This is a genomic window from Niveibacterium sp., from assembly GCF_041909475.1.
Classification (GTDB): domain Bacteria; phylum Pseudomonadota; class Gammaproteobacteria; order Burkholderiales; family Rhodocyclaceae; genus Niveibacterium.
The window spans coordinates 74,320-101,132 of sequence record NZ_JAYRDJ010000006.1; the positions used below are offsets into that span (position 1 = coordinate 74,320).

Consider the following 26,813-nt stretch of genomic DNA (forward strand, 5'->3'; position numbering starts at 1 on the left):
GCCTGCCGCGATAGGCGGTTCACGCAATCGCGGCGGGTGGCTTTCTCCGATTCGGCTTCCCTTTCGCGGCGCGCCGCTGCATGCTGTTTAGCCACCGCGTGACATCCGGATCAGAGGCCACTGATGGGCGACGTATCCGCTGAGCAGGGCAGCACGGCGCTGAGCTTGCATTTCGATGAAACGAAGCGGGCAGTGCTGGTCGATTTCACCCCGGGTGAGGCGGCCACGCCCCTCACCGAAGACGCACTGCGAGCCGCGCTCGCAGCGCAAGGCTGGGGCGCGCTTCGCGTGCTGCCGGAGGCGCTCTCAACACTGCTCGCGGCAGACCAGACCAGTTCAGCAGTCGAGGCGTTGTGCATCGCCGAGGCCGTCGACGCGAGCTTCAGGGTCGCGCTGAGCGACGACCAGATGCTTGCCCGGTTGAGTCTGACTCCCGCCGAGGGGGGTGCGCCGGTGCTCGCCGAAGCAGTGCTGACAGCGCTGACCGAGTTGGGCGTTCAGTCTGGTGTTGATCAGGCCGCGCTGGCAGAGGCGCTGGCGGCGGGCATGGCCGATGGCGTGGTGATCGCGCGCGGCCTGGCGCCGGAGCATGGCGTCGACGGCGCGCTGGAACCCTGCCAGGCGCAGCCCCGTACCCGCAGCCCGAAGGTCAGCGAAAGTGGGCAGGTGGACTATCGCGATCTGGGCGATCTGCTGGTCGTGCATCCGGGTGACGCGTTGATGCGCCGGATACCACCCACGGCCGGCACGCCCGGCCGTACGCTCACCGGCGCCATCGTACCGGCGCAACCTGGCAAGGCCGTTGTGTTCGGCGCAGATCTGCCGGGCACGAAACGAAGCGCAGAGGACCCGGATCTTCTCGTGGCTGCGATCACGGGTCAGCCGGTCTTGCGGCACGACGGCATGATCGTGGAGCCGGTGCTGGTGATCGAGTCGGTGAGCATGACGAGCGGCAACATCCGCTTCGAAGGTAGCGTGAAGATCAAGGGCGATGTCGAGTCGGGCATGACGGTCAGCGCTACCGGCGACATCGAGGTCGGCGGCGTGGCCGAGCTGGCGACGCTGGAAGCCGGCGGCAACGTGGTGGTGCGTGGCGGCATCATCGGCGCGCTGGGGCGCAAGGATGGCAAGAGCAGCGGCGCACCGGTCACCCGCGCGGCCGTGAGTGTGGAAGCGGGCTACGCGCAGAACGCACATATCGAAGCCGGCAACTGCATCGTGATCGACGACGCTGCGATCCAGTGCGAACTGATCGCCGCCAACCACATCGTCGTCGGCAGAAAGAAGCATGGCTGCCTGATCGGCGGCCGCCATCAGGCGACGTTGAGCCTCACCGCAAAGGAGGTCGGCAGCCCGCAACGTCTCGCGACGGTGATCGAGCTGGGCATCAACCCGGCGATGCACAGGCAGATGCTGGAACTGACGAAGCAGCGCGACGCCAAGGAAACGCAGCTGCTGGAAGTCAGCAAACTGCTCGCGCTCGCGCGGCAACAGCCGGGTCGGCTGCCGGAGGCAACTGTCGAAAAAGCGCGCCACACGGCGGCTGCGATCGCCGCCGCCATTGCGGATCTGCGCGCGCAGCACGAGGAGATCAACCGCAAGGTCGCCTTGTCGCTCGGCGCGCGTGTGATCGCCACGCAGAAGATCTACGAATCCGTCGAGGTTCACCTGGCCGGACACCAGTTCCGCGTGCCGCGCGAGTACGAGGCCTGCGCGGTGGGGCTGGACCGCGAGGGCCGGCTGGGCTTGCTCGCGCTCGACGAACCGCCGCTGGACTGAAGTGGCCTCATGCGGCGACGGCGATGCGCAGCACCTTCGCCCCCGGCGTATGATCATGAGCCATGAGCACCTCGCCGAAACGCAAACCGGCAACGCCGCCGGCCACGACAGAGGCTGCGCCGGAGCAGCCGTTTCTGCGCTTCTACCATTCCGATGCGCTGCGCCGGAAGACGCTCGATCTGTTGAGCCGCATCGAAGGTGCTGACGACGCACGCGAGCATAGCGACGCGCTCGCCGATCTCGTCGTCGAACTGATGAATAGCGGCATGGACTATTTCTTCATGCAACCGCTGAAGGAATCGAAGGCCGGCTTCATCGTGCAGCAGTCGGCCAACCTTGGACTCGCCGGTGCGCAGCAGGTGATGGGCTCAGTGATCCGCAAGATCATCCAGCGCATGGACGCAGCCCAGCTGGTCTCGGTCAGTGGTTCGATCAGGCGGCTGATGATTTGAACCGCACGGCGCGGCAACCGCGCCAGCAAGAACAATGTCATCGGCATTTGCGCTGGATGAAGTCGACATGTCGTCACCCCCGGTACAAAGGGTTTCCTCAACCCGCTCCGGATACCCCCCATGGCACACGACCTGGTCTTGCTCGCGCAGGCACTGAAACGCTCGGCGACGCGGCTCGCGCTGATCGGCCTGCTGTTGCCGCTATGCGGCCTGAGCGCTTGCGGGGGTAGCACGTCGGAACCGACGGGCGAGCAGCCAAGCGCAACCATGCCGCTTGAGGCGCCCACCTGGCTCAACAGTGGCGTGCGTGTAATGGCGCTCGGCGACTCGCTGACCGAGGGTTGGCCTTCGAGCTACGGCGGCTACCGCTTCGAGCTCTACCGCCGCTTCATCGCAGCGAAGCTGCCGGTGAACTTCGTCGGATCGCTGACGAACACCTCGAACGGCCTGCCCGACCCCAACCATGAAGGTCATGGTGGCTGGACGTCGTACGACCTGCGCGACGGCCGCCGCAACAGCCTGGATGCCGGCAACGTGCGCAACTGGCTGGCCGCCGAACACCCGGACGTGATCCTGCTGCTCGCCGGCACCAACGACGTCTTCTACACGCAAGGCGACGAGACAATCGCAGCCAACCTGCTCGCGCTGATCGACCGCATCCGTGAACTTGCGCCCGAGGCTGAGCTCTTCGTCGGTTCGACACTGCCCTTGCGCGACCCGCAGCTCGCCGGCCGCGTCATCCGTTTCAACGCCCTCGTTCAACAGGGTCTCGTCACGCGGATGCAGCTCGACACGCACTTGCACAGCGTAGCAACGCATGACGCGGTCAGCGTCGACGACCTCGCGGAAGACGGGGTCCACCTGCGCCCTGAGGGGCCCGGCAACGCGAAACTGGCCGACGCGTGGTTCAGCGCGATACGCGGCACCCTGGAGCGCTTGAGCGCACGCTGAACAAGAGGCGGGCGAGGAATTACCGCGCGGCGGGTAGCAACGCCCCCCGCTAGAATCCGCCGTTGCTCTGCCCGCCGGGCGGGCCACAGCTCGGAGACGGGACTCTCGATGGCAAACGCGCGCTATGTCTTTCTCGATGGCATCCGTGGCGTCGCGGCCCTGCTGGTGCTCACCCGGCACACCGACGCCTTCTGGAACTTCGAGATCTACCGAGCCTATCTCGCGGTAGACCTGTTCTTCGTGTTGAGCGGTTTCGTGATCGCCAGCGCCTACGACCGGCGCTTGCGCGACGGTGTGCTGAGCGTTGGCGGCTTCATGCTGGTTCGCCTGATCCGCCTCTATCCGATGTTCCTGCTTTCGTTAGTACTAGCGGTCTTCGCCTGGAGCGCGTCGGACAAACCGGCGCCGATGTTTGGCGGCTCGCTGTGGTTGGCCGCGACGATGACGGCGCTGTTCCTGCCAACGCCGCCGCATCGCGATGCGATTCTGTTCCCGCTCAACGGGCCCTACTGGTCGCTGTTTTTTGAACTGGTCGCAAACCTCGGCTACGCGCTCTTCCACCGCGTTCTGAGCACGCGAGTGCTGCTTGGGGTGCTGCTGGTTTCCGCCGCCGTGATGGCCCGCATGGCGCTGCGCATGGGCACACTGGACGCAGGCTTTTCATTCACGGAGACCTCGCTGCTGTTGGGCGTATCGCGTGCCGTATTCGGCATTGCGTTTGGCGTGCTGCTGTTTCGATCGGCTGGCGCCCTGAGCAAGATCGCCCGCCACGCTGGCTCACCCTGGCTTGCGTTTGCCGCGGTCAGCGCTGTGATGCTGTCGCCGGACATGGGCCGCCTGAATGCGATCGTGGATCTCGCGGCGGTGTGCATGCTGTTTCCGCTTGCAGTACTCAGCATGTCGCGCGATGCCGCCACGCGTTTCGATCGCACGCTGCTTGCGCTGGGCGCGGCAAGCTACCCGATCTACGTGCTGCATGCGCCCCTTGGCGAACTCGTGCTGCATCTGCTGCCGGGCGCGATTCCCGCATTCGCGCCCTACAGTGGCATCACCTTCATTTCGCTGCTCATGCCGCTCGCGGTGTTGCTGGAGCGACGCGTCGACATTCCGCTGCGCCGCTGGTTGTCGAGCCGCCTGACGCGGCGCAGCACACTGCAAAGCACCTGAGGCTCAGCGGGTGCGCAGCCCCTGGCCGGCGAGCCAGGCGAGTGCGTCGTCGACGCTCTGACTGCGGCGGTAGCGCACCATGCGGCTTGCGCGCTCGGCGAGCTGGCTGACAATCAGCGCATGCAGCATCGAGGGCAGGACGTCGGTTGCCGCAAGCATGCCCGCGGCGACACCTTCCTCGAAGAACGCCCACCAGGCGTCGAAGCACTCGGGCGTGCCGCCGCCCCATTCGCGCGCATCCGTCAGCAGACCCCACTGTTGTCCCCCACGTGCCTGCCACAGGCTGCGCGCATCGCGATGCAGGTTGAGCGCGGCAACGTCGTTCCACTCACCGGTGAGCCGCGTGACGAGGATGTCGCCCTGCCATTCCAGCGTGTAGGTTCCGTGCTGAGCCCATTGCATGTGTGCTCCTGACAGGTGTTGGTGGATACGCGGAGTATAGACAGCGTCCGTCACGCAGGCCGGGCGGCGCAGTGTGTCAGGCGGGCGAGGCGTCTGCCGCGCAATGTCGCGCGATCGCGTCGACCAGGATCGCCTGCACACCCGGCGCAAGGTCGTGCCCCATGCCCGCGATCACCTGCAGTTGCGCGCCGCGGATATGCCTTGCGGTATCGCGACCACCGGCAAGTGGCACCAGCGGGTCGGCATCGCCATGCAGCACCAGCGTCGGTACGGTGATGCGCTTGAGCAGGCGGCGCCGGTCGCCGCTGGCGATGACGGCCAGCAGCTGATTCACCGTGCCGGCCGGATGCCAGGCACGCCCCACCCCCGCCGCGATCTGCCGCCGCAACTGCTCGCGCTCGATCGGGAAACCGGGGCTGCCGATCACGCCGAAGACGCCGATCAGGTGTTCGACCACGCTGTCGGGGTTACCCGGCTCGGCCGGCCTACTCAGCAGTGCGCGCATGGCATGCAGTTTGGGGCGCGACAGGCGCGGGTGGCCGCTCGACGACATGATCGACGTGAGGCTCAACACTTTCGCCGGATGCCGCACCGCCATCAGCTGCGCGATCATGCCGCCCATCGAGGCGCCGACGATGTGCGCCCGCGCGATGCCCAGCGCGTCGAGCAGACCCGCGCTGTCGTCCGCCATGTCGGCCAGCGTGTAGGGCACACGCGGCGGCAGACCCAGCGCGCTGCCGACGATTGTGCGCAGCAGCCCTGGCCGCCGGCGCGCCCGGATGTGCGTGGACAAACCGCTGTCGCGATTGTCGAAACGGATCACGCGGAAGCCCCGCGCAACCAGCGCGTCGCAAAAAGCTTCGGGCCAGCTCACGAGCTGCATGCCCAGCCCCATGATCAGCAAGATCGTCGGCGCCGCCGGGTCGCCGAGCGACTGGTATTCGAGTTCGATACCGTTGGCCGCCACACGACTCATGTCGACGCCCCGCCGACGCGCCGCTTGCGCCGCGGCCTTGGTGGCGCCTCGCCAGGCCGCGGCGCTGCACACAGCTCGTCGAAACTCTGCTGCAGTGCTTCGGCAAGCCGCCGTGGTTGCGGCATTGCAGCCTGCGCGCTGGTGATACCGAAGTCCAGCTTGCCCGCGTAGCTCATCACCGTGATGTTGAGCCCGAGCCCGTGCTCGACGATCGACACCGGCCAGTAGTCGAGCATGCGGGCGCCGCAGCAGTACAAGGGCACGCTCGGGCCCGGCACATTCGAGATCACGAGGTTGGCGATCGGCGGTATCCGGTTCGCCAGCGTGCTGCGCCCGTACAAGCTGGCGAGCCCGCCCAGCACCCAGGGCAGGCCGATCGAAGGAAAGTCGGTCGGCAGGATCGATTCCGCACGTTTGGCGAGCCCCTTCACCGCGCGGGCTGCGTCGGTGATGGCCCGCAGGCGCGCAACCGGATCGGCGATCTGTGTGGCGAGGTTCACCACGGCCATCGTGGCCTTGGTCGTGAACTCGGCATTGCCGGCTTCACGCAGCGAGATCGGCATCGCCGCGATCAGCGACTTCTGCGGGATGCCGCCGTGCTGCGCGAAGTAGCGTCGCAGCGCACCGCTGCACAACGCGAGCACCACGTCGTTGAGCTTGGCCTCGTGCGCCGCGGCGATCTGCTTGAGGGCGTCCAGCGGCAGGCTGATTGCGGCAAAGCGCCGCTCGCCGGTGATCTGAACGTTCAGTGGTGTTTTCGGGCCGAGCGCGAGATTGCGTCGCAAGGCTGAATCGCCAGGCGGGTCGCGGCGCGCGCCGATCGCCTGCTTGGTCAGCCCGGCAAGCAGGCGGGCCGCGGCCGGTAGATGGCGAACCAACTTCAGGTACTGCGCGGCGTCGTGCCGCACAGCGGTGGCGGCGAGGCTCAGCACGGAAGGCTCGCTCGACCGCGGGTGGTGTCGGGAGTGAAGCGTCGACTCGGCGGGCGGCTGCGCTTCGCTATCGAACAGCGCGCGTGCGAGCGCGACGCCAGCACTGCCGTCGAGCACGGCATGGTGGATCTTCACGTAGAAGGCTGCCTGCCCGTCGGCGAGCCCGTTGATCACATACAGCATCCAAAGCGGGCGCTCGCGGTCGAGCAGCTGCGCATGCAGTTCGCCCACGCAGGCCTCCAGCTCGGCGAGGCCTCCCGGCAATGGCAGCGTGACGCTGCGGACGTGGTCGTCGAGGTCGAGTTCTGGCGCTTCCACCCACACCGGGTTGGCGAACTGCAGCGGCATCGTCGCCAACTTGCGCCGCAACACCGGCGTCCGGGGCAGGCGCTCGGCCAGCATCTGGCGGATCGCTGCGCGAAACTGTGCTACGCCACCCGGCGGCGGCTCGAAGCGGTGCAGTGCGCCGACGTGCATCGGCGTTGCCGGCGTCTCCAGATGCAGGAAGCTGCCGTCCAGTCCGCTCAAGGGCTTCACGAATCGACCTTTCGATGGCGCGGCGCTGGGCGGCCGCCCGCCGAGCGTAGTCGATTCACGCGCCGCATGCGCGGCTGATCAGTCCACCTGCACCGTCACCGGCTCGCTGTGGATCACGCGATCCCAACCCTGAGCATCCACCCCGTCGATCACGACGAGGTAAAGCGCGTGCACGCCCGGCGCCAATCCGCCGGTATTGAGGTGCAGCGTGATGTTGCCGTTCCATTCGCTCCAGTCCTGCACCTCACGCACGGTGGCGGTCTGCAGATCGACGCTGTCACGCAGTTCTACCCGCTGCCAGCCTTGCCCCGGTACACGGCCGACGATGACGCGGCTGTCATCGGAATACACCTCACGTGTATCGGGCTTGGGCAGCGCGTTGTCGACGCCGTCTTCGATCTGGCCGAAGTTGCCGAAGTAGTTCTGCTCGACGAAGTAGCGCAGCCGCAGCGTAGGATCGGCGTAGATGCGTTCGGCCTGCCGGTTCTGGCTGATTAAGGTGCGGCCGTTCTTGTGCACACGCGTGATCAGCATGCCGTCCTGCTGCCCCAGCGTGCCGGTGTAGCCCATGATTTCAAGTAACGCCCAGCCGCCGTTGCTGTCGGCGGCTGCGCCACCCCAGTAGGTGCTGTCGTCGCCACCGCCGCGATTGATGATCGTGATCGGCCCCTGGCTGGTCGGCCAGTTGTGCACCTTGATCTGGCAGTCGCTGTCGGTGACCGAGTTTTCCCAGTTGATGCGTTCATGCTTCCACTGGTAGCTCTTCGTGTAGGGCGCGCCACCGAGCAGCATCATGTTGCGCACCCAGTGCGCCTTGTAGAAGTAACGCTGCTCGCCGATCGCAAAACCGGGGTCGAAGCGCCGCGTAGCGTTGTAACGTGTGCTGTCTTCCGGTGTGAAGAGCACCTTGCCGCGCGTGCCGTCGATTGCCACCGAGGTCGGGCCGCCGAGATCGTTGAACTGCCAGCCGTTGCCGTTGGGCATTGAGGCGCCCGTCACCTGCGCCTCGATCATGCCGCCCGCACCGCCGAGAAAACTGTGCACCACATCCTGCAGACCGAAGTCGCCCTTGATCGTCACGGTGTCGCCGTGGTGATAACTGACCGGTGCGGTAGGGGGGGTGGCCGGGCCGGGCGCGGTTGGCGCGCTTTCACCACCGCCACCGCCCCCGCAGGCGGCGAGCAGCGTGAGCAGCAGGGTGGCCATGGCGTGGCCGGGCCAAGTGAGACGCGACGGGTTCGACAAGCGATGCATCGGGGTTCCTTCAGGGCCGTTCTGGTGTTTGACCGGGCAACGCCGTTGTCATGGCGCGGCAGCGAAAACTAAGGCCAGTACTCGCTTGCCGGCACGACATGCCGCCCGGAGGCAGGCTGCGGCGGATCGGCGGCCCAGTTTGTGCCGGCGCAAGGGCGCTGCGGGCGGCTCTATCGTCAGCGGTCACGCCTCTGTCACAATGCGCGCGCCCTGGCAACGGGCGCCCCACCAAGGCGCCGGCCGCTGCAGGGCAAGGCCCTTCAACCAACCGGCTCAAACAGCACATGGCCCTGATACATCTGACCGATGAAGAGACCCGCACCTGGACGCGGGCACAAAAAGACGAGTGGTGGTTCAAGAACGTGTATCGGGGCGACATGGCCCAGCTCACGATCCGCTCCGCGATCACCGGCTTCCTGCTCGGCGGCATCCTTTCCGCCACCATGCTCTACATCGGCGCAAAAACAGGCCTCGGCCTCGGCGTCGGCCTCACCTCGGTGATCCTTTCCTTTGCCATGTTCCGTGCGCTGAGCAACGCGGGCTATGGCAAGGACATGACGATCCTGGAGAACAACTGCACCCAGTCGATCGCGACCGCCGCGGGCTACATGACCACGCCGCTCACCGCCAGCCTGGTGGCCTACATGCTGATCTCCGACAAGATCATCCCCGGCTGGCAGATCGTCGTATGGCAGGTGATCGTCGCGATCCTCGGCGTGCTGATCGCCTTCCCGCTCAAGCGCCACTTCATCAACGACCAGCAAATGCCCTTCCCCGAGGGGCGTGCCTGCGGCGTGGTGCTTGATTCGCTATACACCAGCGATGCCGCGGTAGGTGTGTTCAAGGCACGCTTGCTGGCGATCGTGGCGGCCGGTGCGGGCGTGTATCAGATGCTGATTTCGGACGGCTGGATGAAGCTGATCCAGTTCAAGCTGCTGCGCATGGACAAGTGGGCCGGCATGACCGAGCCCTGGGTCTTCCATGAACGCTTCGACACTTACTACTACAACCTCGCGACGGCTTACCACCTGTGGATCCCGAAGATCCTCGGCATGGACATCCGCCAGCTGGGCTGGCGCGCCACACTGGATGCCTCGCTGATCGGCGTCGGTGGCCTGATGGGCATCGCCGTGGCAAGCAGCGTGCTGCTCGGCAGCTTCATCAACTTCGCGGTGCTCGCGCCGATCGTGATCCAGCTCGGCGACATCGTGCCGCGCGTGGCGGCCGACGGCACCCCCATTCCGATCAACCGCGGCGAGATCGTCAATCAGTGGTCGCTGTGGTGGGGTGTCGCGATGATGGTAACCGGCTCGCTGGTCAGCCTGATCGCGCGGCCGGAGATCTTCACCAGCGCATGGAAGTCGCTGACCGGTCGCAAGAAGGTGGCAAACGAGGGCCCGGACATTCTCAGTGACATCGAGTTGCCGCTGTGGGTGTCCTACGTTGGTGTGCCGGTGTTCTCGGTGCTGGGCGCCTGGGTCACGCACGAGTTCTTCGGCGTGCCCTGGCTGCTGAGCGTGGTGTCGCTGCCACTGATCTTCGTGCTGACCATCATCGGCACCAACTCGATGGCGCTGACCTCGTGGATCCCGATCGGCGCGATGAGCAAGATCACGCAGTTCTCGATCGGCGCGCTCGATCGCAGCAACCCGGCCAGCAACCTGCTGCCGGCCGGCATGACGGCCGAAATCTCGGCCAACGCGGCGAACCTGCTGTCGGACATCAAACCGGGCTACATGCTCGGCGCCAAGCCGCGCCAGCAGGCGATCGGCCACATCATCGGCATCTTCGCGGGCGCCCTGGCCTGCGTGCCGCTGTTCTTCCTGCTCTTCCTGCCGAAGAACGCCGAAGGCGTGCGCTCGACGGCGACGATTGTTTCGGATGCCTTCGCCTTCCCGGCCGCTTTGCAGTGGAAGGGCGTGGCCGAGATCATCGCAAAGGGCGTGTCGGCACTGCCGACCTCGGCGGTGATCGCAATGGTCGTCGCCTGCCTCGCCGCCATCGCGATCGAAGTCGCGAAGATCGTTACGAAGGGCCGCTTCCCGCTGTCCGCCGTGTCGATCGGCCTCGGCGTGGTGCTGCCGCCGGATGCGTCGCTGACGATGTTCGTCGGCGCGCTGCTCTTCTGGTACATGCATCGGTGCAATGCCGACAAGCCAGGCACGCGCGCGCACTCGATCTGGGTGGATGGCCTTGAGCCGATCTGCGCCGGCCTCATCTCGGGTGCCGCACTGGTTGGCATCGGCAATGCAGTGATCAACGTGCTGATCTGATCCGCACCGCACAATGACAGAACGGCGTGCGCACCCGCACGCCGTTCTTGTTTGTACGCCACGTAGAATCAGGGCCTCCTAGCGCCAGACCGACGCCCGCCATGCGTGACACCCCTGCCGAATCGAAGACCATCGAAAGCGTCGCGCAGGCGATCGACGCGCTGACCCGCGGCAAGCTGCTCGACGCGCTCGCGCCGGAAGCCAGCGCGCGGCGCGGCGACGCCCGCTTCGGGCTGTGGTTCCGCGGCCATGAGCGCGCCAGCTACCGGCTGGTGCCGAGCCTGCTGCGCCCGACACCGGGGCGTGCACCGATGGACGAGGTTTCGCTGACGCGGCACTTCCGCGCGCTAAACCCGGACGCGGTGCCGGCCGGTACGCCGGACTTCGCCGCGCTGGTCACGATGCAGCACTACCTCGCGCCGACCCGCCTGCTCGACTGGACCGAGAACCTGCTCGTCGCGCTGTTCTTCGCGGTGCGTGATCCGCGTCTGGACGACGGCGACGAAGACGCCGCGCTGTGGATCCTCAACGCGCGGCGGCTCAACTACTACAGCTCGGCCAGCCGGCGCAGCGCCGAACTGCTCTACGCCAACGATGCAGATGTGGTCGCCCGCGCCACCCTTTGCCGTGTGCGCAACCGCGACGAATGGCACGACAGCGTAGCGCGCAGCCTGCACGCGCCGCAGATCGACGGTGAAAGCTATCGCCACACGCGGCTGCTCGGCGCAATCGGCGACACGCCGATGCCGGTCTCACAGATCGCCAGCGAGGCGCGCGCGGTGGATCTGCGTGCGGTGCCCATCGCCAGCACGCGCGGCGCCAAGCCGCTCAACCTGTTCGACGACGGAAACTGGGCGGCCCCCGAGCGCCTCGCGCTGCGCCTGTCGATGCCGGTAGCGGTGTTCCCGCCGCGCGCGAACGCGCGCATCCGCAATCAGTCCGGCACTTTCACGCTGCATGGCGGGCGCTACGTCGCTGACACGGCGGCCTGGGAGGGCAAATCCACATCGCCGAGCGCGATCGGCGCGCCGATCGATTTGCTCGACATTGATGCGGCGCTGCGCCGCACGCGCATCCTGAAGTGGCTGCGCATTCCGGCCGCCAAGCGCGCCGGCATCCGGCGCGAGCTCGCGCTGATCGGCATCACCGAGGCGGCGCTGTTCCCCGAACTGGATTACCAGTCGCGCCAGCTGGCCGAACGCTGGACGCCGCCGCGCGACGACGAGCGCGACGCTTGAGCAGCCCAGCGACACATCTGCCCCCTCAAGATATTCGGCAAACGGCGCCGCGTCGGCGATACTTCAGGGTTGGCCCGTGTTTTCGGGCCGTCCTCGCAGGGCCCCCGCCATGACTACACCCGACACCCCGACCACCTTCGCCGAGCTCGGCCTGCCCGATGCGCTGCTGCGCGCGCTGGCCGACGTGGGTTACGAAACCCCCTCGCCGATCCAGGCCGCCTGTATCCCGCTGCTGTTGGAAGGTAACGACATCATCGGTGAGGCGCAGACCGGCACCGGCAAGACCGCCGCCTTCGCGCTGCCACTGCTGTCGCGCATCGACATCGCCGAACGCCGCCCGCAAGCGCTGGTGCTCACGCCGACGCGCGAGCTGGCGATCCAGGTCGCCGAAGCCTTGCAGAAGTACGCGCATCATCTGCCGGGCTTCCATGTGCTGCCGATCTACGGCGGCCAGAGCATGGTGGTGCAGCTGCGCGCGTTGTCGCGCGGCCCGCAGGTGATCGTTGGCACGCCGGGCCGCGTGATGGACCACCTTGAACGCAAGAGCCTGGAACTTGATTCCCTGCGCATGATGGTGCTCGACGAAGCCGACGAGATGCTGCGCATGGGCTTCATCGACGACGTCGAATGGATCCTGCAGCACACGCCGGCCGAGCGGCAGACGGCGCTGTTCTCGGCGACGATGCCGGAACCGATCCGCCGCGTCGCGCGTACCTACCTGCGCGAACCGCGCGAGGTGAAGATCCGCGCCGCAACCAGCACCGTCGAAGCGATCCGCCAGCGTTACTGGACGGTGCGCGGCATGGACAAGCTCGACGCGCTGACCCGCATCCTTGAAGTGGAAGAGGACTTCGATGCGGCGATCGTGTTCGTGCGCACCAAGATCGCCACCGAAGAGCTGGCGCAGAAACTCGAAGCGCGCGGCATCGCCGCCGCCGCGCTGAACGGCGACATGACGCAGGGCCTGCGCGAACGCGTGATCGAGCAGTTGAAGAACGGCCAGCTCGATATCGTCGTGGCGACCGACGTGGCCGCGCGCGGTATCGATGTGCCGCGTGTGACCCACGTGATCAACTACGACATCCCGTACGACACCGAAGCCTATGTGCACCGCATCGGCCGCACTGGCCGCGCGGGCCGCACCGGCAACGCGATCCTGTTCGTCAGCCCGCGCGAATTCCGCATGCTGAAGACGATCGAACGTGTCACCCGCGCAACGATCGAACCGCTGCGCCTGCCGACCCGCAGCGAAGTCGAGATCAAGCGCGCCGAGCAGTTCAAGCTGCAGATCACCGAGGTGATCGAGAACGAATCGCTGGAGTACTTCGTCGAACTGGTAAGCCAGATGGAGGACGACCAGGACCTTACCGCGCACGAGATCGCCGCCGCGCTGGCTTGGATCGCGCAGCGCGAGCGCCCGCTCAAGCTCGACCCCGCCGAGTGGCCGGATGAGCCCGCGGCAAGGCCGGAACGCGAACGCCCGACGCGCGAGAACCGCGACGAGATCCTCGCCAAACGGCGTGAATTCTCGGCCGGCGCGCTGGCGCGCTACCGCATCAACGTGGGCCGCAACGATGGCGTGATGCCAAAGGAAATCGTCGGCGCGATCGCCAACGAGGGCGGCATCGAAGGCCGCCACATCGGCCAGATCAACCTGTTCCCGGACTTCTCGACGGTGGAACTGCCGCGCGACCTGCCGGCCGACGTACTGGCACAGATCGGCGCGATCCGCGTGCGTCGCCAGGCACTGGCGATCCGCCCCCTTGCAGAGGGTGAAGACGAGGGCATGGAGCGCCGCCCGCCGCGCCGCGATTTCCGCGATGAGCGCAGCGGCGGTGGTTGGGGCGACAGTGGCCGGCAACGCGATGGCGAGCGCGGCCGTTTCGAGGACCGCAAGCCGCAAGGCCGCTGGGCCGACGACCGCCCGCCGCGCCCGCGTCCGCAAGGCGACCGCCCCTACGGCGATCGGCCACAGGGGGAACGCAGCTTCAGCGAGCGAGCGAGCTCCGATCGCCCGCAGGGGGATAGGCCGCAGAGCGATCGTCCGTGGGGCGATCGTCCGCAAGGCGACAAGCCCTACGGTGAGCGCCCGCAGGGTCAGCGTTCCTGGGGCGACCGCCCACCGCGCCCGCAGGGCGATCGTGGCCCGCGCCCCTTCGGCGATCGTCCGGCCAAACCCGCCTACAGCGGTGACAAGAAGCCTTGGGGCCCACCCAAGACCAAGAAACCCGCACGTTAAGGTCGCTCAGCCAGCGCGGGTGAGACCTGCCCGCGCTGGCGCTCCTCGCGCCCGCGGGGTGGCTGCGGCGAGCCGTATCGCCACGAACGAGTGCACAGAAGGCGGTCGATGCCGCCAACAACACCCCACGGCCCCGACGGGATTCAAGCACAGTGCCGCGCATTGCCGTCAAACCCGGCCGGTGACATGAGCCGAATCGGCTGGGTGTCGAAATCCTTTCCAAACCACAAATCTGCTGGAGAAGCAATCTATCAATACACGATAGATAACAAATGCTTGCGTCAGATGGCTCGAAGTATGCGTTCGGTAACGGTTGGTCGCGAGCGAGGCGAAGGAGTGCTGATTTTGGCCTACAGGCAAGGGTTCGCTTGAGTTCGCGAGCTTGGTTTCTGGTGCAGAGACCGACATCAACGCCTGAAGGAGCAAAGCTCATGGGTACCTCGAACTTGAAACGAATTGCGCTTGCGGCCGCAATGATCGCTTGCGCGCCGAACGCCAGCGCCAGCCCGCTGCTGGGTACGTGGCTGCCGACGGATGCCGACGTCAAATTGTGGATGGTGAATCTCGATCCCTTGGGGCCTACGATCGGGGGCACACACGGCGTGAACGCCGTGGCTGCAAACGTTCCTGGGAGTCCGGCAGATCTGAGCTTCCAGACCAACCTCATCCAGTACAACAGCGAATTCAAACCCAATACCGTGCAGGGCTTCTTCGTTCCCGGCGTGGTGAAGAACGCGGCCTTCTCCGGTCTTGTAAATCCTCTGGTCGGCGCAACGGTAGACGCCAACACCGAGCTATGGTCTGAGAGTTGCGGCGCGTCAGACCTGAATGAGGTGGGTTGCTGGGGCTCGATCATCGAGATCACCGGCAAGATCAACATGGAAACCGGCGGGCACGTGAAGATCGACCACGATGACGGCGTCAGCCTGATGCTGAGCGGGCTCTGGATGGATTGCTTCAAGGACGGCTCGGGCCAACACTACACCGCCGGCGCCGGCATCGAAAGCTGCACCTATGCAGGCCCTTCTGGCTTGATCGACTTCTCATTGGTCTACACGGAAGGTTTCGGCGGACCGGCACGGCTGGCATTGGCGGTGCCTGAACCGGCCTCGCTCTTGCTCCTCGGTATTGCGTTCGCCGGGCTTGGGTTGAGTGTTCGCCGGCAACCGCGCGCTTGAATCAATGCGGCGTGCCTCAAGCTAAAAGGCAAGGCGTAGCGGGGCAGGGTCCGCCGCAAACCGAAAAGAGAAGAGGGCTGCATTTGCAGCCCTCTTTTTTCTTCCCGCCTAGGTCTGGTGTGCCTGGCGAATCTCCCGGCCCACGACGCCGGCGGCTGACAGCGCCCTAGTTCAACGCGGCCCGCATCAGCGCAGCGAGCGATGTCGTCGGGCGGCCGATCAGCGCGCTCAGGGTGTGCGAGTCGTCGAACAGCCCGCCCTTCGAGGCACCGGTGTCGGAATCGGCCAGCAACGCGGCGATCGGCTCCGGCAGGCCTGCGCCGAGCAGCGCGCCCTTGAACTCGGCCTCGCTCATGTTCACATACGGGATCTGCTTGCCGGTCTGGCGGCTCAGCTCGATGGCGAATTCGGTCAGCGTGTAGCTGGTGTCGCCGGCCAGTTCGTAGACCTTGCCCGCCTGATCCGGCGACGTGAGCACCACGGCGGCCGCATCGGCATAGTCCGCGCGCGCAGCGGAGGCGATGCGCCCCTCACCGGCACTGCCGATGTAGGCGCCGTGCTGCAACGCAGGCGGAATGCTGGCGAGGTAGTTTTCGGTGTACCAGCCGTTGCGCAGCACCACGTGCGGCAGGCCCGACTCGCTCAGATACTGCTCGGTCGCGAAGTGCTCGTCGCGCAGGCCCAGCGGTGAGCTGTCGGCGCGCAGCAGGCTGGTGTAGGCGAGCAGCTTCACGCCGGCGCGCTTTGCGGCGTCGACCACGTTCTTGTGCTGCGGGAAGCGCTGGCCCACTTCGCTGGACGACACCAGCAGCAGCTTTTCGGCGCCGCTGAAGGCGGCATCGAGCGTGGCCGGCTGCGTGTAATCCGCTGCGCGGACTTGTACGCCCAGCGCTGCAAGGTCGGCCGCACGAGCCGGGTTGCGCACAGCGGCGACGATCTGCGCCGCAGGCACGTTGCGGGCGAGCAGGGACTGGATGACGAGGCGGCCAAGCTGGCCTGAAGCACCGGTAACGACGATCATGACGCGAACTCCTGTTGCGGAAAGTTGGTGAGTTCGCAGCCTATCGATTAAACTTACTTTTCGTAAGTACGCACCTGAAAGTTAGTGTAATGACCGATCTCCGACCCATCGCCGCCGAGCACGCAGAAACCTTGTCCGAACGCCTGATGCGCGGCAACGTCTTTGCCGAACTGTGTCCCTCACGCGAAGTGCTGCAGCATGTAACCAGCCGCTGGGGCGTGCTGGTGCTGGTCGCGCTGCTGGGCGGCACACACCGCTTCAGCGACCTGCGGCGCAAGATTGGCGGCGTAAGCGAGAAGATGCTGGCGCAGACCCTGCAATGGCTGGAGCGTGATGGCTTCGTGCTGCGCGTGGCTTACCCGGTCGTGCCGCCGCACGTCGAATACTCGCTCACCCCGATCGGGCAGGAAGTTGCGCAGCGGGTGCAAGCGCTGGCGGACTGGATTGAAGGCAATCTGGCAACGATCCTGCAGGCGCGCGACGCTCAGTCGACGGAGCGGGCCCCGCACTGAGTCCAGGCTGCAGCGCGCACGGAGACGCGGCCGTGCTGCTAAGGTGTGCATCCCCCTGCTTCGCACGACACCCGCGATGACCCGATACCTGCGATGGGCAACGATGCTTGCCCTGCTTACCCACGTCACACTGGCCTGCGCGGCACCGCTGGCAGTGGGCGACACGCTGCAGCTGCCGCGTCTCGAAGACCAGCACGGCAACGCATTCAATGTCGCCCCCACGACGCGTACGCTGCTGTTCGCGGCCGACAAGGCCGCCAGCGATCTGGTGACGCAGGCCCTCGAAGGCCTCACCGCCGAGCGTATCGAGGCACTGCAGTTACGCTACGTGGCGGATATCAGCGCAATGCCTGCACTCGTCACCAGCATGTTCGCGCTGCCAGCACTGCGCAAACGCTCCTACTCGGTCGGCCTGGTACGGGATGCCGCGCTAACCGGCGAACTGCCGCGCGAAGGCGGCAGCGTCACGGTGCTGCGCCTTGAAGGCGGTCGTATAACAGCGCTTACCTACCCCGCAACGCCCGCCGCGCTGCGGCGCGTGCTCGGCCTGTCTGAATAGACGGCGCAAGCCACTACACAGGCACCTGCGCGCTGCACTGCCGATACCAAAACGATCGGAGGCTCACCCCCATGCGCAACGTGATCTTCGTACTCGCCATGCTGGCCTCCGGCGGTGCGTACGCCGAACTGCCGGTCTCGCTCAGCCCGGCGCAATTCGACTCCGCCTTGCAGCTAAAAGGGGATCCTGAACGCGGCAAGGCGGTATTTGCAGAATGCGCGGGCTGTCACCGCAAAGACGCCGCTGGGCGCAGCAGTGGCAGCATCCCGCGGCTCGCCGGTCAGCACGCCGCGGTGATCCGCAAACAGTTGCTCGACATCCGCAGCGGCAAACGCAACAACCCGCTGATGGCGCCCCTTCTAGACGACCCGGAACTCACGCTCGAGGCCATCGCCGACGTCGCCAGCTACCTCGCCTCGCTGCCCGTCGCAGGGCCGACCGGAAAAGGGCCGGGCACCCAGATCGAGCGCGGCCGCTCGCTGTATCTCCAGGACTGCGTGCGCTGCCATGGCGCGAACGGCGAAGGCCTCGCCGCGCACTACATCCCGCGCGTCACCGACCAGCACTACGGCTACCTGCTACGCGAACTCCAGCTCATTCGCACCAGCGAACGCGGCAACTCCGATCCGGACATGATCCGCGTGCTCAAGCCTTATCCGGATACCGATCTGGAAGCGCTGGCGGACTATTTGTCCCAGCTTCCGCCGCCCTGACGGCGTCCGTGCTCACCAACGGTGACCCTCCGACGCACGACTACGTGGGGGATTAGAGGTGCGTCGCACTCGCAGCCCTCAGCCGCGCTGCGTGGCAGCGGACGCGACCGTCACGGGCGTTTCGACAACAGCTTGCGCGGCAACCTGTTGATATCCAATCACCGTACCACCCACGGTTGCAGCAAAGCCGGCGACGGCGATCAGGGCAGCGACGAGGGCTTGGGTAGGGCGGATGCGAAGGGCGTTCATGGCGGTCTCCTGTCTCTCACTTGGGAGCAGCGTTCGGTGCTGCGTTGAGTGAAGGATGGACGACCGCCCGGCCTGCCGCGACCGGCTTGCGATGAACTGCCGCTGGCGCGGAACAGACTGCAGAAAACCCGATCCAGACCGCGGTCAGCCTGCAGCGCGTGCGTCAGTAGAGGGTACGACCGTCGCCGAGCAGGTAGGCGTGGCAATCCACCGCGGCCTGGTCGCAGTGCTTGACCCAGGTATCGCGGATCTCGGGGTTCCAGCCGTCGAACCAGTCGGCGTGCACCGAGTACCCGGCCGGCAACGACAAGTCGTCTGACGACAGGCGCCAGTTCAGCGGTGCATCGGGGGTGCGAACGAGGTAGAGCACGTTGAGCGTGATTTCGGGCAGCGCGACCGGGTGGGTGGCGGGGCAGCCGCTACCGGTGGGGTAGGCCATGTGGCTCTTGTGATTGGGAGAATCGAGATTGACGCCGTCCCAGCACTGCGGGAAGCGCACCGACATCTGCACGTTGTCGCCCACCGCGCAGTTCGGGATGGTCGCGAAGTGTTCCGGCGAGCTGCGGCAGGACCAGTTGGCGACGTCCTGCGCGCCCTTGGCCTTCATGTCGCCCGCGATCATGCGCAGGCCGGCGGGCATCGCCCGCACATCGGCCGCCTTCACGCCGCCGTAGCCGGTCTTGTAGTACCAGATCGGGTCGCTCGGCACGATCGGTTTGTGACTGACCGTATCGATCAGCGCAGGCACCCAGTACGCCGACCGGTTGGCGATGCCGCCCGCACAGGTGGAGTTGCCGCTGCCGGCGAGCGACTGCGCGGTGGAATAGGCGTTGGTGCCGGTGTTGCCAAAGAAGGCGTGCAGATGCGACATGCCGGGCTTGCCCGGGAACACGATCGGGTCGTCGAAGGCCATGTGCGAGAAGCCACAGATCGTGCGGAAGGCACCGACGCCATCGCTCGCCGGATCGCCCCTGTCAGTGGTCGCTTGCACCCGCAGCTCGCCATAGCCATCGCTGCCCATCGGGATGGCGGAGAGGTCGATCTGCGGGCACATGCCGCCGGCGTAACACACGTTGGGCGCCGCAATCGTGCCGGTGATCATCACATCCGACACTTCACAGCGCTTCGTTTCGCCCGGCGCCGGATCGCTGCCAAAGTTGGCCGCGCTGCAATGCCAGCCGGGGAAGCTGTTGAGGTAGCGCTGGATCACCCACTTGCCGTTGGTGCCGAAGCGGATTTCGCGGAGGCCCTCGAACTCGCACCCGCCAAAGTACTCGGCGCTGCAGGGTGACCATGTCGTCGAAGCAACCGGATTGGGAACCGGCCGTTCAGCGGGGATCTGGCCGCTGGCGGGCGGCGTGTCGCCTCCGGTCGTGCCACCCGGCGCCGCGGGGCTGGCCGAGTCGCCCGAGCTGCCACCACCGCAGGCAACGAGCAGCACCGCGGCGAGCGCGATGGCGGCCACGCCGGCAAGGAAGACGTTGATTCGCGGTTCGCTGCGCATCGCCTGGCACTCCGTCAAACAGAATTCGGGCGCGCAGTGTAACGAGCGCACCCGGAATCATGACAAATGGCTGACGAGCGGCAATCCGCCTGTCAAGGCAGGCGGCAAGGAAGCGGGCTGCGTACGCGGCCGCAACACGAGCGCGCGAGAGGCATGCGACGCGCTAAGCGCCTCAGACCGGATCGGTCGGCTGCATCAGCGCGCCGCGCAGCAAGCGGTTGCGGCACAAGCGCAGCGGCTGGAAGTGTCGCAGCAGCGCCTCGATCAAGGCCTCGGCGCGCGCGGAGTTGTCGGCCGAGTAGTTGCAGACATAGGCATCCAGCGTCACACCACGCAGTTCCGGCCAGGTGTGCACGGCAAGGTGCGATTCGGCGAGCAGCAACACGCCGGTGATGCCGGCAGGCGCGTCATCGGGTGCCGGGAAGCGGTGGAACAATTCCGACACCACGGTCAGCCCCGCCGCCTGCGTTTCTGCCCGGCAGACCGCGGCAAGCGCGCCGGTATCGGTCAGCAGCGTCGGATCGCAGCAGCAATCGAGCAGGTCGGCGGTGAGATGAAGTCCGTGCATTGCGGCGGTTTGTGGTGGTCCTGGCGCGATGGTGCCACAGCAGCGAGCCCGATCGCAGTATGCTGATAGGGTCAGCGGGCTCCGCCGTCAGCGTGGTGCTCGTCGCCTCGATACAGCCAGGAGTCCGTATGGACGTACTGCACGATACAGCTCGGCCCGCCCGGGGAAGCGGTTTGGGGCAGGTTGCCGACACGCTGATGCACCTGGGCCCGCGCCGCGGCCTGCTCCTTGCCACCGCATTCGCGGTGCTGCTGTCATTGGCGCTGACGCTCGCCGCTTACGTCGTGGTCGGGAGACTGCCGGGCGTCGCACCCTTGCTGATCGCCGCACTCGCGCCGCTGATCGTGATCCCGCTCTGCGTTGCGCCCTTCCTGCATTTGTTGCACACCCTCGAAGGCATGCGCGCGGAGCTCGCGCGACTCTCGCAGATCGACGAAATCACCCACACCTACAATCGCCGTTTCTTCCTTCAAATGGCGCAGCGTGAGTTCGACCGCGCCCGCCGTTATCGCCATCCGCTGGCGATCGTGATGCTGGAGATCGAAGACTTCGCCGCAATCGTTGCGCGCCACGGCCACAGTGCGAGCGATGCCGTGCTGCGGCGCATGGCCGGCATCGCGCTCGGCAGCACACGTACGCTCGACGTGGTGGCGCGCTTTGAAGGTGCGCGTTTTGCACTCCTGCTGCCGGAAACCGGCGCCGACGCCGCCGAACTGGTCGCAACCCGGCTGGCTCACGAACTCGCCAGCGATCCGGTGCAATGGGCAGGTGGCGAGATCATCGCCGGCGCACGCAGCGGCAGCGCTGCATTGCAGCCTGAAGACGAAGCGCTCGATAGCCTGCTGCGGCGCGCCGAACTGGCGCAGCGCCGCCACTGAGCGGGCTCACGCAGCGCGCCGACGCTGCACCGCCCACACCGCGGCAACCACCCCCGCCAGCATCAGTGCCATGCCAAGCAAGGCGGGTAACGCGGGCCACTCGCCACGCCACATGAAGGCGTAGGCGAACGCCGCGAGCGTTTCGAACACGATCAGCTGCCCACTCAGGGCGGCGGGTAGCAGGCGGCTCGCACGATTCCACAGCAAGGTGCCCAGCCACGACGCAAGCAGGCCCATGGCGAGCATCAGGCCGAGGTAGCGCAAGGGTTGCGGGCCCCATGGCAGCGCATAGCCGTCCGGCCGCGCAAGTACGAGCGTAACGACGAAGCCAAGCAGCGCCAGCGGCAGTGTCGCCAGCCCCTGCGCCGTCGCCCAGGTGCTCGAACCCAGCGTGGCATGGGCTTTCAGCCAGCGCGCGTTGCGGATCGGATACCAGGTCCAGCAGACCAGCGCGCCCAACGCAAACAGCACACCGAGGCCATAGTGCCGCCCCGCACCCGGCGCGAGGCGTGCGATCTCCTGCTGGTTTACGAGCCCGATACCCAGCGCGATCAAGCCGAGCGCCGGTAACAGGCTGCGCCAGGGCAGCGTCGCATCGCGCGCATTGCTCAGCAGTGCGATCACCACCGGCAGGGTGCCAATGATCAGCGTGGGCAACGGCGCATCGGCAAGCTGGATCGCGCTCGCAAGACAAAGGTAGTAGAGGATGTTGCCGGACAAGGCGAGTTCGAGCGCCATGCGCCAGTCGGCCGCGCGCAGGCGCGCCAACGCGGCGCGATCGCGCCACGCGAGCGGCAATGCGATCAGCCCGAAAGCCAGATAGCGCCCGAAGGCAAGCAGGGTCGGCGGGTAGTCCGGCAGCATTCGCGGTGCGACGAAAACCAGCCCCCACAACAGGCCAGCGCCGAGCGCGCACGCGACACCGCTGCCGAGCGCGTGCTTCATCCGGCGACGCGGCGCACGCAGCGCTCCAGCATCGGCAAGCCATTCGGCAGGCGGGGCGGCGCCAGCAGCAAGCCCAGTAACACGCCGCAGGTGTTGGCCAGCATGTCGAACGGATCGTAGGTGCGGTAACCGGTCATGCCTTGCAGGAACTCAAGCACCACGCCCATCGATACAAGCATGGCCAGCGCAATCAGGCGCGAACGCCGCGCGTACAGCAGGCGGGTGAACCAGCCGGCAAGCGTGCCGTAGGCGAGCAGGTGGCCACTCCAGTTGCCGGGGTCGCCCGGCACTTCCGGGGCCTTCGGTTCCAGCGAGAAGAAGATCACCAGCGCAACAAGGGCCCAGCCGAGGCCCCACCAGAGGCGCGGATAGGCGAACTGCGGTGCACGCGTCGGCCGGCTCATGCCAGGTCCTCGCGATAGATCGCCACCTGCAGCGCACCACCCTCGCACACCGCGGCGCGATACATGCCTTCGCTGTTGAACGGCATCGCGATCTGACCACCGCGGTCTACCGCGATGACGCCGCCGGTACCACCCAGCTGAGTCAGCGTCTCGTTCAAGACGGACTCGGTGGCCTGCGCGAGCGATTGGCCGGCGAGACGCATGCGCGCCGAGATCTCATGGGCTACCGCACCGCGCACGAAGGATTCGCCGTGGCCGGTGCAGGACACCGCAACATGCGCATCCGCCCAGGTGCCGGCGCCGATCACCGGGGTATCGCCGACGCGGCCGGCCATCTTCGCTGTGCGTCCGCCGGTGGACGTCGCCGCGGCAAGGCACCCGCTTGCGTCGCACGCCACCGCACCGACGGTGCCATGGCGTACCTGTTCAGATGCGTCGCTCTCGCATCCGCCTGCCGCAATGCGTGTCAGCTCCTGCTGCAGGGCCTGCCAGCGCGCTTCGGTGTAAAAGTAATTGGGCAGATCAAGGGCAAGGCCGCAGCGTTCGGCAAAACGCTCGGCTGCGTCGAAGCCGAGCGTGACATGGGGTGTGCGGCGCATTACCTCGCGCGCCAGCTTGACCGGGTTGCGCACCCGCCGCAGGCCGGTCACCGATCCGGCAGCGCGGGTGCGGCCATCCATCACCGCCGCCTCGAGTTCGACGAAACCCGCATCGTTGAATACCGCGCCACGCCCGGCGTTGAAGCGCGGGTCATCTTCCAGCGCGACGACGGCCGCCTCGACGGCATCGATCGCGGCACCACCGCGGCGCAGCACCGCATGGCCAGCATTGAGCGCCGCGGCAAGGCTCGCACGCAGGGCCGCCTCGTCCGCAGGGCTCAGATCACGGCGCCGGATCGTGCCAGCGCCACCGTGGATCGCAATTGCAAAACGCATCGTCGACTCGACAGATGGGGGGTTTGCAATTGTAGGCGCAGCGCGGCGCTTACATCTGTTTGCACCTCCACCCGCCGCAGGGGCACCTCACAGCGGGATGGCTACTAAGGTGTGGGCTTCAGCCACTCAAGCCTCGATCATGTTGCGCACCACCTTGTCCTGCCTTGTCCTTGTCGCGACGCTGACCGCGTGCGCCACCCAATGCGGCCCGGATGAGAGCCGCCGAGGGCCACCGACCGGCGAAGGGCGATCGCAACGCGGCGGCCCAGGCGGACCCGGCGGGCAACGCGGTGGCGCGATGGAGCAGCCGCAGGATTCGCTCGCGATGCAACTGGGGCTGCTGCACGATGCATTGCAGCTCGATCGCCGCCAGGAAGCCTTTTGGCTCACCTATACCGATCGTCTGCAAGCACTGCTGACGGACATGCAGCGCCCGCATGCCGTTTCGGCGCAGGGCGATGCGCTGCATCGCATTGAAGACCGCATCACGCCCTTGCGCAACCGGCTCGCGGCGCTCGATCAGATCAGCGCTGCGGCAGGGGAGCTTTACCGGGCGCTCGACGAGAGCCAGCGCGGCGTTGCAGATGAAATGCTGCCCGCGACGGTACCGCTGCTTGCCGACCGGATCGAGATGGAGAACAGCCGTGGCGGTGAGATGCGCGGCCCCGGCGGCGACATGCAGCAGGGCGGCCAGGGGCAGCGCCGCCGTCGCTGATGTGGTGCGTGCGCTTGCTCAGTGCAGCACGTGTGGCCCGGTGTAGAGGCTTACCACCTCGGCGCCGGTCAGCGTGACCTCACCATTGCGGCGGTTGTCGCCGGTGTCCGAATACTCGAAACGATAAGTGCGCTGCAGGCGCAACTGGCCGTCGTCGTTGCGGGCAAGTCGCAGCTTGGCGATCGCGACGGTTTCGTCGAGCAGTTGCAAGCCCTCGCGCTCGCACTGGCGGCGGGCCGCAATGATCCCCGCGTCGCGCGCGCGCAGACTGTCAAGCCACAGCCAGACCAGGCCCGCCAGCAACAGCAGTGCCGTGAGTTCCCAGCCGCCGATCATGGGCGCGTCACGCGAATCGTGGCGCCCGCCGCGCGGACGACCTCGCCGCCGACGAGCTTGCGCTTCTTGCGCGTTTCGACCTCGCCATCGACGGTGACGACGCCATCGGCAATCATGGTCTTGGCATGGCCGCCGGACTGCGCGATCGCCAGCAGCTTGAGCAGGTCGCACAGTGCGACATGCTCGCGGTTGAGGGGGAAGACGTGTTCGGACATGGTCGGTGCACGAAGTAGGGCCAGCGCCTAGCTTACCGCGTCCGCTGCCTTATCATCGGCCGCCTGATGTATCGCCGCGCCAAGATGATTCGCCCCGCCCTTCACACCCTGATTCCTGCTTTGCTGTTGACCGCGTGCGTCACGGCACCGCAAGGTCTGCCGCCTGACAGCCCGCCCATCGAAGCGCCCGCCGCGCAGCAAGCAGGCGCGCTACCCGGCGCCGCGGTGCCGCCGGCGGACGGCAGCCGACCGCCCGCCCCGACGTTGCCAGCCCTGCCGCAACAGCCACCACGCCCGGCGTATCCCCCCGAACGGGAAGGGGTTGCGCAACTGCTGCGGCTGATTCCGCCCAAGGCAGCCGACCGCAACGGCTGGGCGGAAGACATCTTCCGCGCGTTCGCGGCACAGCAGCTCGCACCAACACAGGCGCAGTTCTGCGCCGCCATCGCGGTGATCGAGCAGGAATCGAGCTTCGTTGCAGACCCGCCCGTGCCTGGCTTGGGTCACATCGTGCGCGAAGAGCTGTACCGCAAGGCCGCCGCCTATCTCGTGCCGCCACTGGTGGTCGACATGGCCTTGCTGAAGCCCTCACGCGACGGCCGCAGCTACGGCAAACGGATCGATGCCCTGCGGACAGAGCGCGAGATGAATGGCTTGTTCAACGAAATGGTCGCCGAGCTGCCGGACTTCGCCAAAGCGCTCGGCAACAAGAACCCGATTCGTACCGGTGGGCCGATGCAGGTTTCGGTCAGCTTTGCCGAGGAATACCTGCAGACCCATCGCTACCCGTATGCGCGCCACGGCACAGTGCGAGACGAGGTCTTCACGCGACGCGGTGGCGTCTACTTCGGTATCGCGAACCTGCTCGACTATCCGGCAAGCTATCCATCGCCGCTGTATCGCTTCGCCGATTTCAACGCGGGCCGCTACGCCTCGCGCAACGCGGCCTTCCAGGCAGCGGTGGCGCGGCTGTCGGGGCGAAAGCTCGCGCTGGACGGCGATCTGCTGCGCTATCGCGACGGCAAGCCGCTGGCCGATCAAAGCAGCACCGAAGCCGGGCTGCTCGCGATGAGTACCAAACTGAGCATGACGCCCGGTGAAATCAGGCGCGACTTGCTGCAGGAGAAAACGGCAGCCTTCATGCAAACTCCGTTGTGGCTGCGCGTAATGGCCCAGGCGGATCGCGCAGCGGGCCGGGCGGTGCCGCGCGAGGTGCTGCCGCAAATCCAGCTTCAAAGCCCAAAGATCACGCGCAAGCTCACGACAGAGTGGTTCGCGCGGCGGGTGGAAGGTCGTTGGCAAACCTGCATGCAACGCTGAGACAAATGAAAAAGCCCGCCATACGGCGGGCTTTTCGCAGAGCGCCGGGCAATCAGCCCTTCGGACGCGACGAGTAGATCTTGCACTCGCCTTGGCGGAGCCAGACTTCCTGACCCTTGGTGGCGAGGTTCGACGAGAGCTCAAGCTTCTGGTCGTTCGGGCAGTTCTTGTTGCCCTTGCCGTCGGTGATGAGGAATTCCATCATCGTTGCGCCTTCGCCGAGCGCCACATCGTAGTAGACGCCGTAAGCGTCCTTGCGGTTGAAGCGCCAGTTGCCCGGCCACTTGGGCGCACCGTTACGCGGGCCCTTCCATGCATACACGCCCCAGCCCTCATAGTCCTTGTGGTCACGCGCGTAGTGAACACGCAGGGTCCACGGCTGCAGGCCGGTGGGTTTCTCCGGCAGATCGGCGGGATCCTGTTCCTGAGCGAAGGCCGCCGAAGTGCCAAGCAGCGCGACGGCAAGCAGCGAAATCATGGTCTTTTTCATGCTGTCCGGAGTCCGGTTGGTCGATCTGGGAAATTTTCGCAGGGGAGTATGTCCCGGTTCTTGATCGTAGT

The 26,813-nt window shown here is 66.6% G+C and carries 28 protein-coding genes; 14 read left to right on the forward strand and 14 right to left on the reverse strand.

Annotated features, from left to right (window positions below):
- Positions 1-123: 123 nt before the first annotated feature.
- The 4 genes from ACE3P0_RS06605 to ACE3P0_RS06620 all read left to right on the forward strand — a co-directional run bounded on the left by ACE3P0_RS06605 (position 124) and on the right by ACE3P0_RS06620 (position 4,349).
- Positions 124-1,779 (forward strand): DUF342 domain-containing protein, encoded by a 1,656-nt coding sequence (locus tag ACE3P0_RS06605; RefSeq protein WP_374401098.1) that lies wholly within the window; start codon positions 124-126, stop codon positions 1,777-1,779.
- Between the two features lie 62 nt (positions 1,780-1,841).
- A complete protein-coding gene (locus ACE3P0_RS06610; RefSeq protein WP_374401100.1) occupies positions 1,842-2,231 on the forward strand; it encodes a hypothetical protein in 390 nt (129 codons plus the stop codon).
- A gap of 120 nt (positions 2,232-2,351) precedes the next feature.
- A complete protein-coding gene (locus ACE3P0_RS06615) occupies positions 2,352-3,182 on the forward strand; it encodes a GDSL-type esterase/lipase family protein (RefSeq protein ID WP_374401102.1) in 831 nt (276 codons plus the stop codon).
- 108 nt (positions 3,183-3,290) lie between these two features.
- Positions 3,291-4,349 carry an acyltransferase family protein gene (locus ACE3P0_RS06620; protein WP_374401104.1) on the forward strand — a complete coding sequence of 353 codons (1,059 nt, stop codon included), beginning with the start codon at positions 3,291-3,293 and terminating at the stop codon, positions 4,347-4,349.
- A 3-nt stretch (positions 4,350-4,352) separates the two neighbouring features.
- On the opposite strand, the gene ACE3P0_RS06625 is transcribed toward ACE3P0_RS06620, so the two are convergent.
- The 4 genes from ACE3P0_RS06625 to ACE3P0_RS06640 form a co-directional block, all read right to left on the reverse strand.
- Positions 4,353-4,751: a hypothetical protein gene (locus tag ACE3P0_RS06625; protein ID WP_374401106.1), complete on the reverse strand. Its 399-nt coding sequence runs from the start codon at positions 4,749-4,751 to the stop codon at positions 4,353-4,355.
- A gap of 76 nt (positions 4,752-4,827) precedes the next feature.
- Complete coding sequence (locus tag ACE3P0_RS06630) at positions 4,828-5,727, reverse strand: alpha/beta fold hydrolase (RefSeq protein ID WP_374401108.1); 900 nt, start codon at positions 5,725-5,727, stop codon at positions 4,828-4,830.
- The gene (locus ACE3P0_RS06635) at positions 5,724-7,187 is read right to left on the reverse strand and encodes a wax ester/triacylglycerol synthase family O-acyltransferase (RefSeq protein ID WP_374401110.1); all 1,464 of its coding nucleotides are present in this window, start codon (positions 7,185-7,187) and stop codon (positions 5,724-5,726) included. The genes ACE3P0_RS06630 and ACE3P0_RS06635 overlap by 4 nt, the downstream gene beginning before the upstream one ends.
- 87 nt (positions 7,188-7,274) lie before the next feature.
- A complete protein-coding gene (locus tag ACE3P0_RS06640; protein WP_374401112.1) occupies positions 7,275-8,450 on the reverse strand; it encodes a hypothetical protein in 1,176 nt (391 codons plus the stop codon).
- 284 nt (positions 8,451-8,734) lie between these two features.
- On the opposite strand from ACE3P0_RS06640, the gene ACE3P0_RS06645 reads away from it, so the two are divergent.
- From ACE3P0_RS06645 to ACE3P0_RS06660, 4 genes are all read left to right on the forward strand, one after another.
- Positions 8,735-10,723, forward strand: coding sequence for an OPT family oligopeptide transporter (locus tag ACE3P0_RS06645; protein ID WP_374401114.1), 1,989 nt, complete (start codon positions 8,735-8,737; stop codon positions 10,721-10,723).
- Positions 10,724-10,824: 101 nt separating this feature from the next.
- Positions 10,825-11,961 carry an FRG domain-containing protein gene (locus ACE3P0_RS06650; RefSeq protein WP_374401116.1) on the forward strand — a complete coding sequence of 379 codons (1,137 nt, stop codon included), beginning with the start codon at positions 10,825-10,827 and terminating at the stop codon, positions 11,959-11,961.
- A gap of 109 nt (positions 11,962-12,070) precedes the next feature.
- On the forward strand, positions 12,071-14,200 hold the full coding sequence (locus tag ACE3P0_RS06655) for a DEAD/DEAH box helicase (protein WP_374401118.1): 2,130 nt from the start codon (positions 12,071-12,073) through the stop codon (positions 14,198-14,200).
- 368 nt (positions 14,201-14,568) lie between these two features.
- Positions 14,569-15,378, forward strand: coding sequence for a PEP-CTERM sorting domain-containing protein (locus tag ACE3P0_RS06660; protein ID WP_374401120.1), 810 nt, complete (start codon positions 14,569-14,571; stop codon positions 15,376-15,378).
- A 166-nt stretch (positions 15,379-15,544) separates the two neighbouring features.
- On the opposite strand, the gene ACE3P0_RS06665 is transcribed toward ACE3P0_RS06660, so the two are convergent.
- Positions 15,545-16,399 carry an SDR family oxidoreductase gene (locus tag ACE3P0_RS06665; RefSeq protein ID WP_374401122.1) on the reverse strand — a complete coding sequence of 285 codons (855 nt, stop codon included), beginning with the start codon at positions 16,397-16,399 and terminating at the stop codon, positions 15,545-15,547.
- Between the two features lie 89 nt (positions 16,400-16,488).
- On the opposite strand from ACE3P0_RS06665, the gene ACE3P0_RS06670 reads away from it, so the two are divergent.
- The 3 genes from ACE3P0_RS06670 (at position 16,489) to ACE3P0_RS06680 (ending at position 18,183) form a co-directional block, all read left to right on the forward strand.
- Complete coding sequence (locus ACE3P0_RS06670) at positions 16,489-16,911, forward strand: winged helix-turn-helix transcriptional regulator (protein ID WP_374401124.1); 423 nt, start codon at positions 16,489-16,491, stop codon at positions 16,909-16,911.
- Between the two features lie 103 nt (positions 16,912-17,014).
- Positions 17,015-17,470 carry a hypothetical protein gene (locus ACE3P0_RS06675; protein WP_374401126.1) on the forward strand — a complete coding sequence of 152 codons (456 nt, stop codon included), beginning with the start codon at positions 17,015-17,017 and terminating at the stop codon, positions 17,468-17,470.
- A gap of 71 nt (positions 17,471-17,541) precedes the next feature.
- Positions 17,542-18,183 carry a cytochrome c gene (locus ACE3P0_RS06680; protein WP_374401128.1) on the forward strand — a complete coding sequence of 214 codons (642 nt, stop codon included), beginning with the start codon at positions 17,542-17,544 and terminating at the stop codon, positions 18,181-18,183.
- Between the two features lie 78 nt (positions 18,184-18,261).
- On the opposite strand, the gene ACE3P0_RS06685 is transcribed toward ACE3P0_RS06680, so the two are convergent.
- From ACE3P0_RS06685 to ACE3P0_RS06695, 3 genes are all read right to left on the reverse strand, one after another.
- On the reverse strand, positions 18,262-18,432 hold the full coding sequence (locus ACE3P0_RS06685) for a hypothetical protein (RefSeq protein WP_374401130.1): 171 nt from the start codon (positions 18,430-18,432) through the stop codon (positions 18,262-18,264).
- A 163-nt stretch (positions 18,433-18,595) separates the two neighbouring features.
- Positions 18,596-19,936, reverse strand: coding sequence for a DUF1996 domain-containing protein (locus ACE3P0_RS06690; protein ID WP_374401131.1), 1,341 nt, complete (start codon positions 19,934-19,936; stop codon positions 18,596-18,598).
- A 172-nt stretch (positions 19,937-20,108) separates the two neighbouring features.
- Positions 20,109-20,504, reverse strand: a complete 396-nt coding sequence (locus ACE3P0_RS06695) for an S-adenosylmethionine decarboxylase family protein (protein ID WP_374401133.1) — start codon at positions 20,502-20,504, stop codon at positions 20,109-20,111.
- 128 nt (positions 20,505-20,632) lie between these two features.
- On the opposite strand from ACE3P0_RS06695, the gene ACE3P0_RS06700 reads away from it, so the two are divergent.
- Positions 20,633-21,382 (forward strand): GGDEF domain-containing protein, encoded by a 750-nt coding sequence (locus tag ACE3P0_RS06700; protein ID WP_374401135.1) that lies wholly within the window; start codon positions 20,633-20,635, stop codon positions 21,380-21,382.
- A gap of 6 nt (positions 21,383-21,388) precedes the next feature.
- On the opposite strand, the gene ACE3P0_RS06705 is transcribed toward ACE3P0_RS06700, so the two are convergent.
- Genes ACE3P0_RS06705 through ACE3P0_RS06715 form a run of 3 tightly spaced genes read right to left on the reverse strand, consistent with a single transcriptional unit; the run spans position 21,389 to position 23,666 of the window.
- Positions 21,389-22,327 carry a DMT family transporter gene (locus tag ACE3P0_RS06705; RefSeq protein WP_374401137.1) on the reverse strand — a complete coding sequence of 313 codons (939 nt, stop codon included), beginning with the start codon at positions 22,325-22,327 and terminating at the stop codon, positions 21,389-21,391.
- Entirely contained in the window at positions 22,324-22,731 is a 408-nt protein-coding gene (locus tag ACE3P0_RS06710) for a VanZ family protein (RefSeq protein WP_374401139.1), read from the reverse strand. Before ACE3P0_RS06710 ends, ACE3P0_RS06705 begins: the two co-directional genes overlap by 4 nt.
- Positions 22,728-23,666, reverse strand: coding sequence for an isoaspartyl peptidase/L-asparaginase family protein (locus ACE3P0_RS06715; RefSeq protein ID WP_374401141.1), 939 nt, complete (start codon positions 23,664-23,666; stop codon positions 22,728-22,730). Before ACE3P0_RS06715 ends, ACE3P0_RS06710 begins: the two co-directional genes overlap by 4 nt.
- A 298-nt stretch (positions 23,667-23,964) precedes the next feature.
- Here ACE3P0_RS06715 and ACE3P0_RS06720 point away from each other — a divergent pair, with 298 nt between their 5' ends.
- Complete coding sequence (locus tag ACE3P0_RS06720) at positions 23,965-24,381, forward strand: hypothetical protein (RefSeq protein ID WP_374401142.1); 417 nt, start codon at positions 23,965-23,967, stop codon at positions 24,379-24,381.
- An 18-nt stretch (positions 24,382-24,399) separates the two neighbouring features.
- Here the strand turns inward: ACE3P0_RS06720 and ACE3P0_RS06725 are convergent, their stop codons facing one another.
- Positions 24,400-24,717 carry a DUF3301 domain-containing protein gene (locus tag ACE3P0_RS06725; protein ID WP_374401144.1) on the reverse strand — a complete coding sequence of 106 codons (318 nt, stop codon included), beginning with the start codon at positions 24,715-24,717 and terminating at the stop codon, positions 24,400-24,402.
- Positions 24,714-24,932 carry an RNA-binding S4 domain-containing protein gene (locus ACE3P0_RS06730; protein WP_374401146.1) on the reverse strand — a complete coding sequence of 73 codons (219 nt, stop codon included), beginning with the start codon at positions 24,930-24,932 and terminating at the stop codon, positions 24,714-24,716. The genes ACE3P0_RS06725 and ACE3P0_RS06730 overlap by 4 nt, the downstream gene beginning before the upstream one ends.
- 66 nt (positions 24,933-24,998) lie before the next feature.
- Between ACE3P0_RS06730 and ACE3P0_RS06735 the strand changes: the two genes are divergently transcribed.
- Positions 24,999-26,252, forward strand: coding sequence for a DUF1615 domain-containing protein (locus tag ACE3P0_RS06735; RefSeq protein WP_374401148.1), 1,254 nt, complete (start codon positions 24,999-25,001; stop codon positions 26,250-26,252).
- Between the two features lie 52 nt (positions 26,253-26,304).
- Here the strand turns inward: ACE3P0_RS06735 and ACE3P0_RS06740 are convergent, their stop codons facing one another.
- On the reverse strand, positions 26,305-26,742 hold the full coding sequence (locus ACE3P0_RS06740; protein WP_374401150.1) for a pullulanase-associated domain-containing protein: 438 nt from the start codon (positions 26,740-26,742) through the stop codon (positions 26,305-26,307).
- Positions 26,743-26,813 lie beyond the last annotated feature (71 nt).

Excerpts from the sequence above, each read along its gene's own strand:
- ACE3P0_RS06640 (WP_374401112.1), bottom strand. The coding sequence starts at position 8,450 with ATGCATCGCTTGTCGAACCCGTCGCGTCTCACTTGGCCCGGCCACGCC.
- ACE3P0_RS06605 (WP_374401098.1), top strand. The coding sequence starts at position 124 with ATGGGCGACGTATCCGCTGAGCAGGGCAGCACGGCGCTGAGCTTGCAT.
- ACE3P0_RS06715 (WP_374401141.1), bottom strand. The coding sequence starts at position 23,666 with ATGCGTTTTGCAATTGCGATCCACGGTGGCGCTGGCACGATCCGGCGC.
- ACE3P0_RS06730 (WP_374401146.1), bottom strand. The coding sequence starts at position 24,932 with ATGTCCGAACACGTCTTCCCCCTCAACCGCGAGCATGTCGCACTGTGC.
- ACE3P0_RS06610 (WP_374401100.1), top strand. The coding sequence starts at position 1,842 with ATGAGCACCTCGCCGAAACGCAAACCGGCAACGCCGCCGGCCACGACA.
- ACE3P0_RS06700 (WP_374401135.1), top strand. The coding sequence starts at position 20,633 with ATGGACGTACTGCACGATACAGCTCGGCCCGCCCGGGGAAGCGGTTTG.
- ACE3P0_RS06690 (WP_374401131.1), bottom strand. The coding sequence starts at position 19,936 with ATGCGCAGCGAACCGCGAATCAACGTCTTCCTTGCCGGCGTGGCCGCC.
- ACE3P0_RS06720 (WP_374401142.1), top strand. The coding sequence starts at position 23,965 with ATGGAGCAGCCGCAGGATTCGCTCGCGATGCAACTGGGGCTGCTGCAC.
- ACE3P0_RS06615 (WP_374401102.1), top strand. The coding sequence starts at position 2,352 with ATGGCACACGACCTGGTCTTGCTCGCGCAGGCACTGAAACGCTCGGCG.
- ACE3P0_RS06655 (WP_374401118.1), top strand. The coding sequence starts at position 12,071 with ATGACTACACCCGACACCCCGACCACCTTCGCCGAGCTCGGCCTGCCC.
- ACE3P0_RS06625 (WP_374401106.1), bottom strand. The coding sequence starts at position 4,751 with ATGCAATGGGCTCAGCACGGAACCTACACGCTGGAATGGCAGGGCGAC.
- ACE3P0_RS06645 (WP_374401114.1), top strand. The coding sequence starts at position 8,735 with ATGGCCCTGATACATCTGACCGATGAAGAGACCCGCACCTGGACGCGG.
- ACE3P0_RS06705 (WP_374401137.1), bottom strand. The coding sequence starts at position 22,327 with ATGAAGCACGCGCTCGGCAGCGGTGTCGCGTGCGCGCTCGGCGCTGGC.
- ACE3P0_RS06685 (WP_374401130.1), bottom strand. The coding sequence starts at position 18,432 with ATGAACGCCCTTCGCATCCGCCCTACCCAAGCCCTCGTCGCTGCCCTG.
- ACE3P0_RS06710 (WP_374401139.1), bottom strand. The coding sequence starts at position 22,731 with ATGAGCCGGCCGACGCGTGCACCGCAGTTCGCCTATCCGCGCCTCTGG.
- ACE3P0_RS06630 (WP_374401108.1), bottom strand. The coding sequence starts at position 5,727 with ATGAGTCGTGTGGCGGCCAACGGTATCGAACTCGAATACCAGTCGCTC.
- ACE3P0_RS06675 (WP_374401126.1), top strand. The coding sequence starts at position 17,015 with ATGCTTGCCCTGCTTACCCACGTCACACTGGCCTGCGCGGCACCGCTG.
- ACE3P0_RS06680 (WP_374401128.1), top strand. The coding sequence starts at position 17,542 with ATGCGCAACGTGATCTTCGTACTCGCCATGCTGGCCTCCGGCGGTGCG.
- ACE3P0_RS06740 (WP_374401150.1), bottom strand. The coding sequence starts at position 26,742 with ATGAAAAAGACCATGATTTCGCTGCTTGCCGTCGCGCTGCTTGGCACT.
- ACE3P0_RS06620 (WP_374401104.1), top strand. The coding sequence starts at position 3,291 with ATGGCAAACGCGCGCTATGTCTTTCTCGATGGCATCCGTGGCGTCGCG.
- ACE3P0_RS06695 (WP_374401133.1), bottom strand. The coding sequence starts at position 20,504 with ATGCACGGACTTCATCTCACCGCCGACCTGCTCGATTGCTGCTGCGAT.
- ACE3P0_RS06665 (WP_374401122.1), bottom strand. The coding sequence starts at position 16,399 with ATGATCGTCGTTACCGGTGCTTCAGGCCAGCTTGGCCGCCTCGTCATC.
- ACE3P0_RS06725 (WP_374401144.1), bottom strand. The coding sequence starts at position 24,717 with ATGATCGGCGGCTGGGAACTCACGGCACTGCTGTTGCTGGCGGGCCTG.
- ACE3P0_RS06735 (WP_374401148.1), top strand. The coding sequence starts at position 24,999 with ATGTATCGCCGCGCCAAGATGATTCGCCCCGCCCTTCACACCCTGATT.
- ACE3P0_RS06670 (WP_374401124.1), top strand. The coding sequence starts at position 16,489 with ATGACCGATCTCCGACCCATCGCCGCCGAGCACGCAGAAACCTTGTCC.
- ACE3P0_RS06650 (WP_374401116.1), top strand. The coding sequence starts at position 10,825 with ATGCGTGACACCCCTGCCGAATCGAAGACCATCGAAAGCGTCGCGCAG.